The sequence below is a fragment of the Nodosilinea sp. FACHB-141 genome (assembly GCF_014696135.1).
Taxonomy (GTDB): Bacteria; Cyanobacteriota; Cyanobacteriia; order Phormidesmidales; family Phormidesmidaceae; genus Nodosilinea.
The window spans coordinates 278,655-291,802 of the sequence record NZ_JACJPP010000012.1 but is presented as its reverse complement, the minus strand read 5'-3'; the positions used below and the strand labels follow the sequence as shown (position 1 = coordinate 291,802).

General features: G+C 60.0%; 12 protein-coding genes. 11 read left to right on the top strand and 1 reads right to left on the bottom strand.

From position 1 onward, the window contains the following. The first annotated feature begins 87 nt into the window (after positions 1-87). The 11 genes from H6F59_RS13695 to gltX all read left to right on the top strand — a co-directional run bounded on the left by H6F59_RS13695 (position 88) and on the right by gltX (position 11,914). Positions 88-894: a hypothetical protein gene (locus H6F59_RS13695; RefSeq protein ID WP_190700668.1), complete on the top strand. Its 807-nt coding sequence runs from the start codon at positions 88-90 to the stop codon at positions 892-894. 89 nt (positions 895-983) lie between these two features. Next, positions 984-1,835 (top strand): histone deacetylase, encoded by an 852-nt coding sequence (locus H6F59_RS13690; RefSeq protein ID WP_190700856.1) that lies wholly within the window; start codon positions 984-986, stop codon positions 1,833-1,835. Positions 1,836-1,861: 26 nt separating this feature from the next. Continuing rightward, the gene (locus H6F59_RS13685; RefSeq protein ID WP_190700665.1) at positions 1,862-2,731 is read left to right on the top strand and encodes a rhodanese-related sulfurtransferase; all 870 of its coding nucleotides are present in this window, start codon (positions 1,862-1,864) and stop codon (positions 2,729-2,731) included. 14 nt (positions 2,732-2,745) lie between these two features. Next, on the top strand, positions 2,746-3,414 hold the full coding sequence (locus tag H6F59_RS13680) for an alpha/beta hydrolase (protein ID WP_190700662.1): 669 nt from the start codon (positions 2,746-2,748) through the stop codon (positions 3,412-3,414). 87 nt (positions 3,415-3,501) lie between these two features. Beyond that, positions 3,502-3,714, top strand: coding sequence for a DUF2555 domain-containing protein (locus tag H6F59_RS13675; RefSeq protein WP_073610190.1), 213 nt, complete (start codon positions 3,502-3,504; stop codon positions 3,712-3,714). 134 nt (positions 3,715-3,848) lie between these two features. After that, on the top strand, positions 3,849-5,066 hold the full coding sequence (coaBC, locus tag H6F59_RS13670) for a bifunctional phosphopantothenoylcysteine decarboxylase/phosphopantothenate--cysteine ligase CoaBC (RefSeq protein WP_313887208.1): 1,218 nt from the start codon (positions 3,849-3,851) through the stop codon (positions 5,064-5,066). A 72-nt stretch (positions 5,067-5,138) separates the two neighbouring features. Next, entirely contained in the window at positions 5,139-6,125 is a 987-nt protein-coding gene (locus H6F59_RS13665; protein ID WP_190700656.1) for a class I SAM-dependent methyltransferase, read from the top strand. Between the two features lie 151 nt (positions 6,126-6,276). After that, positions 6,277-6,636 (top strand): hypothetical protein, encoded by a 360-nt coding sequence (locus H6F59_RS13660; RefSeq protein WP_190516827.1) that lies wholly within the window; start codon positions 6,277-6,279, stop codon positions 6,634-6,636. A gap of 307 nt (positions 6,637-6,943) precedes the next feature. Continuing rightward, a complete protein-coding gene (locus tag H6F59_RS13655) occupies positions 6,944-8,287 on the top strand; it encodes an LCP family protein (protein WP_190516825.1) in 1,344 nt (447 codons plus the stop codon). A 69-nt stretch (positions 8,288-8,356) separates the two neighbouring features. Beyond that, positions 8,357-10,129, top strand: a complete 1,773-nt coding sequence (locus tag H6F59_RS13650; protein ID WP_190700652.1) for an N-acetylmuramoyl-L-alanine amidase — start codon at positions 8,357-8,359, stop codon at positions 10,127-10,129. 345 nt (positions 10,130-10,474) lie between these two features. Next, the gene (gene gltX, locus H6F59_RS13645) at positions 10,475-11,914 is read left to right on the top strand and encodes a glutamate--tRNA ligase (protein WP_190700649.1); all 1,440 of its coding nucleotides are present in this window, start codon (positions 10,475-10,477) and stop codon (positions 11,912-11,914) included. Here the strand turns inward: gltX and H6F59_RS13640 are convergent. Further along, on the bottom strand, positions 11,888-13,090 hold the full coding sequence (locus tag H6F59_RS13640; protein ID WP_190700646.1) for an MFS transporter: 1,203 nt from the start codon (positions 13,088-13,090) through the stop codon (positions 11,888-11,890). The two genes, gltX and H6F59_RS13640, sit on opposite strands and share 27 nt — an antisense overlap. Between the last annotated feature and the right edge of the window lie 58 nt (positions 13,091-13,148).

The following is a 13,148-nucleotide window of genomic DNA, read 5'->3' as shown; positions in this document are numbered from 1 at the left end:
AGCGCCCACTGGCAAGAGCACCTACAATTGGCCTTAAGGGTGTACAGCAACGCTGAGGTTTGTGCACCGATGGCCACCAGGTAACCTATGGCACAGCATTTTTCTGGACAGCCCTCGCCCCGTCCTCCCCAACCTTTTTCTGAAGACCGCGACCCTGCCGTCACGTCGGGGCTGTTTTGGGCCAGGTTGCTAACCTACCGCCCCTTGTTTTTGCTGGGAGGGCTTTGGTTAACCCTGGTATGCGTGTCTGCGATCGCCTACCACGGCCTCATGTTCAACGAACCCATAGAAGATGCCGTTCCTGAAACGCCTCTAACGGTTTTGCCACTTCCAGCCGACGATGCCGCCTCTGCCCCAGAGATTGTGCCTGAGCAGGAAGCTTCGCCCCGTTCTGGGGTTGCCCTTTGGGGTCTGCTGAGCCTGGTGGGTCTATGTGCCTTTGGCTCCTTTGTGCTCACCCAGCAGATCAAGGTCTCATCTCGGGCCACTAAGCGCAAAAAAACCCGTCCGCGCCCAGTCGCTAAAGCGCCTGCGCCGATGCAACCATCCCATCCTAGGCGTTTGGCTCCCTACTCGCCTCAGCGCGATGGAGTCGTAGCTCCCGGGGTCAGACTAGTGGAAACCCCCATGGTTGAGCCGCACCCAGCACCAGTACCAGCGCGGCCTAGGGCTGGCACTGTGCCGCAGTTCAGGGCGGTGCCTCAGCCAGGGCGTTGGCGCGACCTCCCTCGAGGGGAATCGCCCCCGGTCTCGGCTTCTAGCACTGCGCCTGGGCCAGCCGCCACTCCGGCCGTGGTGCCCCCTGAAGCAGACCTGCCCCTTGACTGGGCTGAGGGTAGCGTGGCTCACGCTCTGGATATGCGGCAGCGGCGATCGCTGTCGTCACTGATGTAAGCATTGTTTACCTTGGGGCTTTGAGTCAGCTTCCGGTTATCTATCACTCCGACTACGTCGCCCCCCTGCCCGACGGGCATCGCTTTCCGATGCCCAAATTTCGGCTACTGCGCGATCGCCTGCTGCACGATGGTGTGATCACCCCAGGCCAGATTTACCAGCCCGGCGAACCTCTCCAGACTTGGCTGGAGCTTGTGCACCAGACCGCCTACGTCAACGCTTACCGCCAGGGAACGCTGGATGCCAAAGCCCAACGGCGCATTGGGTTGCCCTGGAGCGCCGCCTTGGTTAAGCGCACCTGCACGGCAGTAGGGGGCACTATTCTCACCGCTAAGCTGGCCTTGGAGCATGGGCTGGCCTGCAATACGGCGGGGGGCACCCACCACGCCTTTCCCGACTACGGATCGGGGTTTTGCATTTTCAATGATCTGGCGATCGCCACTCGAGTGCTGCAAGCGCAGGGCCGCGTCAATCGCGTGCTGATCCTCGACTTAGACGTGCACCAGGGTGACGGCACCGCTTGGATCTTCCGCGACGACTCCAGCGTTTTCACCTTTTCCATGCACTGCCAGGAGAACTTTCCGGCCCGCAAACAGAGCAGCGATTTGGATGTGCCCTTGGCCTTGGGCATGGAAGATGATGCCTACCTAAACTGCCTGGCGCGGTACGTTCCAGATTTGCTGGCCCAGGTGAAGCCTGACCTTGTGTTTTACGATGCCGGGGCCGACCCGCACAAAGACGACCTGCTGGGCAAGCTGGCGCTGACCAACACCGGGATTTATCAGCGCGATCGCTTCGTGCTCGACAGCTGTGTGCAAGCGGGCTATCCCGTCGCCTGTGTCATTGGCGGTGGCTACGGCCAATCGATGGAGGATCTGATCTTTCGCCACTCGCTGCTGCATAGAGCCGCCGTCGAGGTATACCAGGCCCACCGCTTATAATTGAAACTTTGTAGCTCTGTCAGACCATGGATTGGGCGATCGCCACCTTCTACAAATTTGTCACCCTAAGTGAACCAGCGGCGCTGCGCCGGGAGCTTTTAGAACTGTGTCAGAGCTGGGGGCTGCGGGGCACAATTTTGCTGGCTTCAGAAGGGCTGAACGCTACTGTAGCGGGCGATCGCCAGAACATTGACACCCTGTTGACCTGGCTGCACAACCACCCCGAAATTGGCCCCTTCTCCCACCAAGAATCCATCACCGCTGCGCCCCCCTTCGAGCGGATGAAGGTGAAGCTGAAGCGGGAAATTGTCACTCTCGGACACCCTGATGTGAACCCCGCCAAGCAAGAGGTGGGAACATACATTGAGCCACAGGCTTGGAACCAGCTCATTACCGACCCTGACGTGGTGCTGATCGATGCTCGCAACAACTTTGAGGTCGAGCTGGGCACCTTTAAGGGCGCGGTGAACCCTCAAACCCACGCTTTTAGAGAACTGCCGAGTTACGTAGACAACCACCTCGACCCCGCTCAGCACAAAAAAGTGGCAATGTTCTGCACGGGCGGCATTCGCTGCGAAAAAGCCACTGCCTACCTGCTAGAGCAGGGCTTTGAGCAGGTTTATCACCTCCAGGGCGGCATTCTCAACTACCTCAAATCAGTACCGACGGCTGACAGCCTGTGGCAGGGCGATTGCTTTGTGTTTGACGAACGGGTGGCCGTTGACCACCGCCTGCAACCTAGCGAATACGATCTCTGCCTGGGCTGTGGCCACCCGGTGGGCGCGGCTGAAAAAGCCTCACCTCACTACGAAGCAGGCATCAGCTGCCCTCACTGCTATGCTGCTCTTACCCCCGCCAAACGGGCTCGGCTAGAGGCTCGTCAACGCGATCGCTAGCTTTAAGGAAATCCATGCTGCCCACCGAACAACCGCTTCAAGCCCTGACCTATGGCCCCACCGATGGCACCGCTGATTGGTGCCTAGTGGCTCTCCACGGCTGGGGGGCCAACGCCGCCGACCTAATCGGCTTAGCCCCCTATTTAGAAATAGCCAACTTCTCAATGGTCTTTCCCGATGCGCCCTGGCCCCATCCCCAGGCCCCAGGGGGCCGCATGTGGTACAACTTCCCCAACAGCTATGATTTTCGCCGTCCCTACGATTTTGAGACCCACACCGACCTCCAGATCAGTCGAGAGCGGCTCAAGCTCTGGATGTCAATGCTGCCTCAAACCACCAAAATTCCCCTAGAGCGCACCATTTTGGCTGGGTTTTCCCAAGGGGGGGCGATGGCGCTAGACGTGGGGTCGCAGCTGCCTCTGGCCGGGCAGATCATTCTCAGCGGCTACCTGCACAGCCCTGCACAGGCTCCGGTGAGCCCCCGCTCAGTAATGATGGTGCACGGCACCTTCGATGCAGTGGTGCCGATCGGCAAGGCCCAGCAGGCCAACGACGCCCTCACCGCCATTGGCCAACCCGTGACCTGGCAGGAAATGGCCATGGGGCATGAAATTCCACCTCAGGTAATGGGGCTAATTGCCGGGTTTTGCGAAGATTTGCGGCAGGCCAGCGGGAATCCCTGACCAAACCTTTATCCTAAAGGGAGAGTGAATTGACCCTGGCTGCACCCGTGCGGCTCTGAGGCAAACGTCACCAAGGGGGAAAAGACTATGCTGAGCCTACACGTTTCACCGCAAACCGTCTCAGATATGACACCGGACACGGTGGCTGAGCTGGCTACTCGCCTAGAGACCGATGCCTACGAGAATGCCTTTGAGGGACTGCAAGACTGGCACCTGCTTCGGGCGATCGCCTTTCAGCGACCCGAGTTAGTTGAATCCTACGTCTATTTGCTCGACCTCGAAGCCTACGATGAGTCGTAGACCGTTGGCGGCTAAATCCTGCCTAGATACCCCCGCTTCTGCCGGGGCAAACGGTTGTTTGCCCCGGCAGAAGTGTCGTTCTTAAAATTGAGATGACCGGCGTCGGGTTTGGGATGGCAAGTAGTTCTACAGCCGTGGACGCTCCCCGTCGAGTGCTGATAGGCATTAGCGGCGGTATTGCAGCCTATAAGATCTGCTCGGTGATTTCGTCGCTGGCCAAGGCAGGTCTAGCAGTGCGTGTTGTGCTGACCCAGCAAGGGCAGGCCTTCATTCCGCCCCTGACGGTGGCGACCCTGGCCAGACACCCTGCCTATACAGACGAGAATTTTTGGCAGGCAACCCAGGGACGGCCGCTGCACATTGAGCTGGGCGAATGGGCTGAGCTGCTGGTGATTGCCCCCCTGAGCGCTAACACGCTAGGCAAGCTGGCCCATGGCCTAGCCGATAATTTGCTGACCAATACCGTGCTGGCCTCGACCTGCCCGGTGCTGCTAGCCCCAGCGATGAATACCGACATGTGGCAGCAGCAGGCCGTGCAGCGCAACTGGCACCAGCTACTTCAGGATCCGCGCTACCACAGCATTGATCCAGGTAGTGGGGTGCTGGCCTGCGATCGCATCGGCACCGGGCGCATGGCCGAGCCGGAGGACATCCTCACCCACATTCACTCGCTGCTGCACAGCGGCGGGCGGCGCGACCTAGTAGGGAAGCACCTGCTGATCAGCACCGGCAGCACCCGCGAGTTTTTAGATCCCGTGCGCTTTATCGGCAACCCCGCTAGCGGCAAAATGGGGATGGCCTTGGCCCAGGCTGCTCTTCACCGTGGCGCGACCGTCACCCTCGTTCACGGACCGATGGAGGAATCCCTCAAAGCCCGCCTGGGCGGCATCCAAACCGTGAGCATTACCACGGCTGAAGAGATGCACCGGGCGATGCTGACCAACCTACCCCAGGCCGACTGGATTGTGATGGCGGCGGCGGTAGCGGATGTGAAACCAGCGACCCAGGCCGCCACTAAGTTGGCCAAAGCAGATCTGCCCCAATCCCTACCCCTGGCCCAGGTGCCCGACATTGTGGCCGATTTGTCTCAAAAGCGATCGCCCCACCAGCGGCTGATTGGCTTTGCGGCCCAGACCGGCGACATCATTCCCCCAGCGTTGGATAAGCTACAGCGTAAGGGTTTAGATGCGATCGTGGCGAACCCTATTGATGTGGCAGGAAGTGGGTTTGGGGGCGATCGCAACCAGGCCGTCCTGCTCACTCAAGCGGGCGACAAGCTTCCGATTCCTCCCTGCACCAAGTTGGAGATGGCCCACCAAATCTGGGATGCTCTGCTGAAAGCTGGCTTCTAGCTGTGCTACATCCTGTGGATTCAGCTACCCCTCACCTCTTAAAATAGGGGCTGTTCTAACACTGCGGCCGCTATGACTGCTACCTCTGCTCCCAACCTGCTTTCCAGCGTGGTGAATCAGGTGCTCGCCATTAAGCCCCTGTGGAATTTTGCCAAGGGCCGTGCCCGCCACATGATGGTGACGCGGGCCGAAACTATCGGCGTACCCTGGCGGGAACGAGTTCAGGCCTTGCAGAGCCGTCGTACAGAAGTTGGGCTATCCACGGCTGAGAACGAGGAGCTGTCGCCCCTCTGGCAGACCGATTTAGAAGCGGTGCAAAATCCTTACCTCATCTATCCCGACTATTACACCACCAGCTTTCACGCCTACGACGAGGGCAATTTGGGCTGGCGACCCGCCATGGAGGTTGAAGTGGCGGCCCAAGCGGTGCACGCCAAGATCTGGCCCGAGGCCGGGGCTGCTGGCGACGATCGCCTCCGCCAGAGCTACCATGATGTCCTCATTGCCCAACTGCCCCAGGCCCCAGAGGCCATTGTGGATATTGGCTGCGGGGTGGGCATGAGCACCGAAGCGTTTCAGACCACCTTTCCCCAGGCGCACCTAACTGGAGTAGATTTATCACCTTACTTTCTCGCCGTGGCCCAGTATCGGCAGCAAGAACGGCAGGCAGCGGGGGAGATTTCCTCGACTGCAACTCCGATCGCCTGGCACCATGCGGCCGGCGAAGCAACCGGACTACTCGCTGCCTCCTATGACCTGGTTTCGATCTGCCTAGTCTTTCACGAGCTACCGCAATCGGCAGCAAAGGCCATTCTGCAGGAGGCGCGGCGGTTGCTGCGCCCCGGCGGACACCTGGCGATTATGGATATGAACCCCCGTTCTGAGGCCATTCAAAAACTGCCGCCCTTTGTCTTCACCCTACTCAAAAGCACTGAGCCCTATTTAGACGAGTACTTCAGCCTCGACATGGCGGCGGCTTTCGAGGCAGCGGGGTTTGAGCGGCCTACTGTAACGTTTAATAGCCCGCGGCACCGGACATTTATTGGTCAAGCGATTTAGGAGAATAGTGGTTAGGAAAAGCCCAGCGATCGCGCTAGGCCATGCTGAGTCGCGCTTTCTCATCGGGCAGGTACGCGTGTGCTGATCACGTGGGGCATAATCTGGACAGACCCTGCAACAACTTCTCCCTTCTGTCCAGGGCTCAGTACCTATGAAAAAAGTCAGTCCCGCCTCAGGGGAGACCCTCGAGCGCTTAAAGTTGAGCCTCTACCTGGTGCCTATTTTCGGGGTCGTGCCTGCTCTTTATAGCCTGTGGCAAAAGCAGGGCAGCCGCCAAGAGCTGGCGGTCAGTCGGCTGGTGGTTACCTTAGCCTTCACCTGGGTCATCACCTACGGGGTGCTCAGCGCCGGCAGCCATCTGGCACCAGGGCTGTCGCTGCGGCTACTGATTACCAACACCCTAGTGACGACCGGCTATACCTTGACCAACCTCGTCCTAATGGTGCGTCTATTGCAGGGCAAATCGGTAAACCTGCCAGGGTTTAGCCAGTGGAGCAAGCGGCTGCCCTAGGATTACGGGTGTCAACTCAGCCTCCCTGCTAGCACAAATTCTGGATTAGGAGAAAGCCCTAGACCTCGTCCCCAGGGCTGTTCCATAGCCGAACGAAAAATTAACCTAATTTGTTGGGTCCGTGCCATATTACGTGGGTCGGCTGACTAAATTGCTGTTAACATGCAGCTAAAAATTTGGCAGAGTCATCCCCCTACGGGGCTGTAGTCTCCTAACCCCGCTCATTTTTATTGCCCCGAGGTCCCTGGTGTCCCAACGTCATCCCCAACATCTCAACGCTCGTTCACCCCAGGGGCATCCACAAAAAATGCCAACTCAACAGCGACGACGCATGCCGCGTATGCTCGGCGTGGGCATTGCCCTGGCCTCGGTGGCGGGCATTTCTGGAGTGGCCGGGGCGATGCTAGCGGTTTCGCTGTCGGCGGCACCGCTCATGCAGCAAGATCTAAGCGCCGAAGAATCGGGAGTATTTAGCCAGGATGCCGCGATCGCATCGAGCGGTAATCTGCGGCTGCCCCGCCTGACTCGTCCAGTGAATATTCTGGTGCTAGGCGTCAAGGTGCTGACGACAGACGTCGAAAGCGTGCCCCCCGAACTGGAAGATGTGGGCTACCACGCCCTAGTCAACTCCTTTGACGGCCTCTCAGACTCGATGCTGCTGCTGCGGTTTAATCCCCAGACCGAGCAAATGGTAGTGCTTTCCCTTCCCCGCGACACCCGCACCTACGTGCGCGGCCGGCTAACCAAGCTCAACGAGGCCAACCGTGATGGCGGCCCCGCTCTAGCCGCCGAGTCAGTCAGCGATTTACTGGGTGGCGTGGCCGTCGATCGCTACGTGCGCATCAACGTGCAGGGGGTCGAAAAACTGATCGACGCCCTGGGCGGGGTCACGGTCAACGTACCCGCCGACATGAAGTACCAGGACGATAGCCAGCACCTATACATCAATCTCAAGGCGGGCGAACAAAAACTCAACGGCAATCAGGCGCTCCAGTTCCTGCGCTTTCGCTACGACTCCCAGGGCGATATTGGCCGCATTCAGCGCCAGCAAATGTTTATGCGAGCCCTAGCTGAGCAGGCACTCAATCCGGCGACCATTGCCCGGTTGCCCAAAATTTTGTCGGTGATTCAGGAAAACGTCGACACCAACCTGTCAGTAGAAGAGCTGTTGGCCCTGGTGGGCTACGGGGCACAGATCAACCGCTCTAACGTGCAAATGCTGATGCTGCCAGGCAACTTTAGTAGCCCCCAAGAATTTGCAGCGAGCTATTGGATCCCTAGCTACAACGACATCGACGGTATGGTTGACCAATACTTCGGTTTCGGTACTCAGCGGGTAGCCACCACTAGCGACCCTAGCCGAGTGCGGGTTGCTATTCAAGACAGCACCAACGACCCAGTAGCGGTGCAAGCCCTGACCCGAGCGTTGCGTGAAAGCGGTTACTCCAACATCTTTATCGACCAGACCCTAAACGCTCCCCTGCCCATTAGCCGCATCGTGGCCCAGCGGGGCGATGGTGCAACTGCCGAAATGGTGCACCGCTTTTTGGGAATTGGCGAGGTGCGGGTCGAAAGCACCGGCGCGCTCAACTCCGATATCACCATTCAGCTGGGCCAAGACTGGAACCAGGGTCTGGGTGAGTCGCTTTAAAATCACGCGATCGCGAGCATGCCCTAGGACGTAGACTGGCGGGGTAGCGATCGCATCGGATAAACACCTATGGCGCAGTGGGTTTGGGGCGCAGCCGCGCTAGCCGGTTTCAGCACAGTAGGCATTGCCACCCTGGCGCAGGCTCAGACCGCCCTGCAAGTGGTCTATCCCCCCGATGGCCACCAGACCACGGCAGAGCAGATCTTTTTCATCGGCACCGGAGCCACCGACCAGCCCGTGCTGCTGAATGGCGAACCCATTGAGGGACGCAGCGCCTCAGGGCACTTTGCCCCCTCCCGACCTCTCAGTCTCGGGGCCAACACCTTTACCCTGACCCAGGGTGACCAAACCTTATCAATTACGGTTACCCGGGTGGCCAGCGGGCCAGTGCTGCCAGAAACCCTGGGCTTTGCCGAAGGCTCGCTCCTGCCGGGGGCAGATATTGCTCGCCAGCCGGGGGACTGGGTGTGTCTGGGGGCCGTGGCTCCTGCCAATGCCACGGTGACAGCAGTCCTGGCAGGGCAGACCTACACCCTGCTGCCCCAGGGCGATCGCGCCGATTTGCCTCCCAACTCAGCCGTCCTCACCGACCAGGCCAGCCCCATTGCCACCACTGGCCCCAGCCGCTACGAAAGCTGCTTCATGGCCGAAGAACCGGGCGATCTGGGACAGCCCGTCTACCGCCTCGCCCAGGGGACGTCCGTAGTGACGGATGCCGCCCCCGGTTCTGTGAGTATTTTGGATCCTAGTGCGATCGAGGTCGTCGAAGTCACCGCTGCCGCTGGCGTAGCCCGCACCGGCCCCAGCACCGACTATTCCCGCCTCACTCCCCTACCTCAGGGCACCCGTGCCCAAATCACGAGCCGCGAGGGCGAGTGGCTGCGCCTCGACTACGGCGGCTGGATTCGTGCCGCTGAGACTCAGCCTGTAGCGGGAGGGTCAGTGGTGCGATCGCTGATTCGCGGCGTCACCTCCCGCCAGGTGCCGGGCTGGACAGAAATCTACTTTCCCCTGCAAGTCCCCGTCCCCGTCAGCGTTGAGCAAGGGACCGACACCTTCACCCTCACCCTGCACAACACCGTGCCCCAAACCGACACCATCTACGTCACCGACGACGGGCTAGTGGAACGCCTAGACTGGAATCCCGTGCTGCCCGACCAGGTAGAGTACCGGATCAATTTCAAAACCGACCAGCAGTGGGGCTACAAACTGCGCTACGAAGGCACTACCCTCGTGCTATCCCTCAAGCAGCCCCCCAGTCTTCAAGCTTCTCGCCCCCTAGCGGGCACCACCATTCTGGTAGACCCCGGCCACGGCGGCGACGAACCCGGCTCACGCGGCCCCAACGGCACCCCCGAAAAAGACGTCAACCTGGAAGTATCGCTCCTCCTACAAGCCGCTCTAGAAGCCCGAGGAGCCCAGGTGATCATGACCCGCACCGCTGACAGCACCGTTGGCGTCAACGATCGCCCCGCCCAGATTGCCCAAGTCGAACCCACCCTAGCCCTTAGCATTCACTACAACGCCCTACCCGACAGCGGCGACGCCCAAAACACCGCCGGCATCGGTGCCTTCTGGTTCCACACCCAGGCCCATAGCCTGGCCCAGTTCCTCCACGACTACTTGGTAACTGAACTCGATCGCCCCTCCTACGGCGTCTTCTGGAACAACCTCGCCCTCACCCGCCCCCACGTCGCCCCCTCCGTACTGCTAGAGCTGGGCTTCATGATCAACCCCAATGAATTCGAGTGGGTGACGGATCCGCAGAAGCAGGCGAAATTGGCAGAAACCCTGGCTGAAGGAGTGGAGCTTTGGGTGCAGCAGACGGGGGGAGGGGAGTGAGTGGATGGGTGGATGGGTGGATGGGTGGATGAGTGGATGAGTGGATGAGTGGATGAGTGGATCAGGATTAATTCGCTTCCAGACCCATTTGCAGAACAGGGGTTTAAACCGATGATCAGCTCGTCCTTTCCGTGAGGTCAAGGACGACGGAACGTCCTTGTCGACGGGGGTCTGGGGCCAGCGAAATGGCCCCGGCGGTAGATCTGGCTTTTCCGCAAAGTTGTGCGCCGCTCCTACAGATGGTGGTGGGCAACCGAAATTTAGGATCCCATCCTCAATGCGATCACCCCACCCCCTAAAATAAGAGACTGTTCAGAAACCTTTGTCGAAAGTGCAGGAAACCCCATGACCGTCCGCGTTCGCCTTGCCCCTAGCCCCACGGGAACTCTGCACATTGGTACCGCCCGCACCGCTGTGTTCAACTGGCTATTTGCCCGCCACGAAGGCGGCCAGTTCATTCTCCGCATCGAAGACACCGACGAAGAGCGATCCAAATCAGAATTCACCGACAACATTCTCGCCGGCCTCAAGTGGCTAGGCATGGAATGGGACGAAGGCCCCTTCTTTCAGTCCCAGCGGCTCGACCTCTATCGCCAAGCCATTCAAACCCTGCTCGACAAGGGCCTCGCCTACCGCGCCTACGACACTCCCGACGAGCTAGACGCCATGCGCGAAACCCAAAAAGCCAGGGGCCATGCTCCCCGCTACGACAACCGCCATCGTGATCTCACCCCCGACCAACAAGCAGCCTTTGAGGCCGAGGGCCGCCCAGCCGTGATTCGCTTCAAAATTGACGACAGCCGCACCATCACCTGGAACGACATGGTGCGCGGCCCCGTCACCTGGCAGGCCAGCGACCTGGGCGGCGACATGGTTGTCGCCCGCGCCTCCTCTGCCACTAACATTGGCCAGCCCCTCTACAACCTGGCCGTAGTGGTTGACGACATCGATATGGCCATCACCCACGTCATTCGCGGCGAAGACCACATCGCCAACACCGCCAAGCAAATTCTGCTCTACGAAGCCCTCGAAGCTGCCGTGCCCGCCTTTGCCCACGCACCGCTGATTCTCAACCAGACCGGGCAGAAGCTCTCCAAGCGCGACGGCGTCACCTCCATTTCTGACTTCCAAAAGATGGGCTTTGTGGCTCCGGCCCTGGTCAACTACATGACCCTGCTGGGTTGGTCAGCCCCCGACGCCACCGAACAGTTCACCCTGGCCGAAGCCGCCAAACAGTTCAGCTTCGATCGCGTCAACAAAGCCGGAGCCAAATTCGACTGGGATAAGCTCGACTGGCTCAACAGCCAGTACCTTCACGCGATGGAGCCCACTCCCCTACTAGAGCTGACGCTGCCCTACCTGCAAGACGCTTATGCCATTGATGCGGAGGCCGATCGCGGCTGGCTGTTGCCCTTAGTGACGCTCCTCGGTCCTAGCCTCACCCGACTGACAGACGTTGTGGAGCAAAGCCGCTTTTTCTTTACCGAAACCGTGGAGTTCGCTGATGACGCCAAAGCCCAGGTGCAGCTCGACGGCGTATCCCCTGTACTGGAGGGCATTCTGACCGGGCTCACCGAGAAATCTCCAGCCACGATTGACGAACTCAAGGCTTTAGTGGATGAGGTTACCAAGGCCCAGGGCGTGAAGAAAGGGCTGGTGATGAAATCGATGCGGGCGGCTCTCATGGGTGCCCTCCAAGGCCCTGACCTGATGGAGTCTTGGCTAATTCTGCGCCAGCGCGGCTTTGATGTGCCTCGTCTACAGGGGGCGATCGCGCTGACCTAGCCTTCGCCAATGGGCCATTACACCCAAGGTAATGGCTCCCAGCAGCAGCATGAGACCCCCAGCCAGACCGTAAGTAGCTGCTAAACCCAGCTGCTGGCTGAGGGGCTGGCTCACCAGCGGCGATATAAACTGACCAAAGAAAAAGCTGGTGGTGAGACCGCCCAAAATTCGTCCTCGCAGGGCCGCTGGGGTCGACGACGTGAGGCAAACGGTCATATTGGGGGTAAAGAGGCCGAGGCCCAGGCCCGCGATCGCCAGCCCCACCAGCACTCCCCCATAGCTCGATGCCTGGCTGATCACCAGGTAGCCCGTCCCCATCAGCCCAAAGGCCAGAGCATAGAGTGCGGTAAACGTGAACCGCGCCTTGAGTTTTTGGTAGCTGAGCGAGCTGCTGGCAGCGGCTAGGGTGGCCAGGGCGATCGCGAGCCCGCTCTGCGACCCATTGGCACCACTCAGCTGCTGCAGATAGAACGGCAGCTGCACCGGAATCATGTAAAACACGATTTGGGTCAGCAGGGCGATCGCAAAGGTCGTGATCAGCAACACCCAGGGGACGGGTTCAGGGTTGGCCGCAGCCAGGGCCTCCGCTTCAGCGCGGCTGACCCGCACCGGTTCGGGCAGCACCAGCAGCACCAGCGGCAGCATCAGCCAGGCTGTTGCATAGATCAAGAACGGAAACCGCCAGCTAATATCGGCCAGGTAGCCACCCAGGGTGAGAAACAGCACGCCGCCCAGCGCCATAAACGCGGCTTGCACCCCCAAAAACTGGGCGCGAGCGGCTCCCAGGTAATAATCGGCAACCAGGGTGGTAGCGGTGGTCATAATGCCCGCCACGCTCAGGCCCAGCACCAGCCGCCCGACCAAAATCCACCCGATATCGTTTAGAAAAAACCCCGAACTGCCCGCCAAACCGTAGGCAAACACCGACAGCGACAGCCAGCGCTTGCGGCCAAAGCGATCGATAATCGTGCCTGCGATCGGGGCGCCCAGAGCGATAAACAGGGCTGGCACCGTCAGGACCAGCCTCACCCAGTAGTCAGCGTTGGGCACATCGGCAAAGTGCGATCGCATAGCGGGCAGGGAGGGGGCGATCGTGGCTCCGGCCATGACCGTCAGGGTGCTGACCAGCAGCAGGGTAGCTTTCACCCCCAACGTCTCGGGATGGCGGGGTTTCATCGCTGGGCTCCTCGGCCGCTAAACATTTCTCAACCCGATAACAGTTAAAGTAACAATA

Bases quoted from the DNA above. Each gene is read 5' to 3' on its own strand.
- H6F59_RS13665 (WP_190700656.1), top strand. From the start codon at position 5,139: ATGACTGCTACCTCTGCTCCCAACCTGCTTTCCAGCGTGGTGAATCAG.
- H6F59_RS13640 (WP_190700646.1), bottom strand. From the start codon at position 13,090: ATGAAACCCCGCCATCCCGAGACGTTGGGGGTGAAAGCTACCCTGCTG.
- H6F59_RS13680 (WP_190700662.1), top strand. From the start codon at position 2,746: ATGCTGCCCACCGAACAACCGCTTCAAGCCCTGACCTATGGCCCCACC.
- H6F59_RS13685 (WP_190700665.1), top strand. From the start codon at position 1,862: ATGGATTGGGCGATCGCCACCTTCTACAAATTTGTCACCCTAAGTGAA.
- gltX (WP_190700649.1), top strand. From the start codon at position 10,475: ATGACCGTCCGCGTTCGCCTTGCCCCTAGCCCCACGGGAACTCTGCAC.
- H6F59_RS13655 (WP_190516825.1), top strand. From the start codon at position 6,944: ATGCCAACTCAACAGCGACGACGCATGCCGCGTATGCTCGGCGTGGGC.
- H6F59_RS13690 (WP_190700856.1), top strand. From the start codon at position 984: ATGCCCAAATTTCGGCTACTGCGCGATCGCCTGCTGCACGATGGTGTG.
- H6F59_RS13675 (WP_073610190.1), top strand. From the start codon at position 3,502: ATGCTGAGCCTACACGTTTCACCGCAAACCGTCTCAGATATGACACCG.
- H6F59_RS13660 (WP_190516827.1), top strand. From the start codon at position 6,277: ATGAAAAAAGTCAGTCCCGCCTCAGGGGAGACCCTCGAGCGCTTAAAG.
- H6F59_RS13650 (WP_190700652.1), top strand. From the start codon at position 8,357: ATGGCGCAGTGGGTTTGGGGCGCAGCCGCGCTAGCCGGTTTCAGCACA.
- H6F59_RS13695 (WP_190700668.1), top strand. From the start codon at position 88: ATGGCACAGCATTTTTCTGGACAGCCCTCGCCCCGTCCTCCCCAACCT.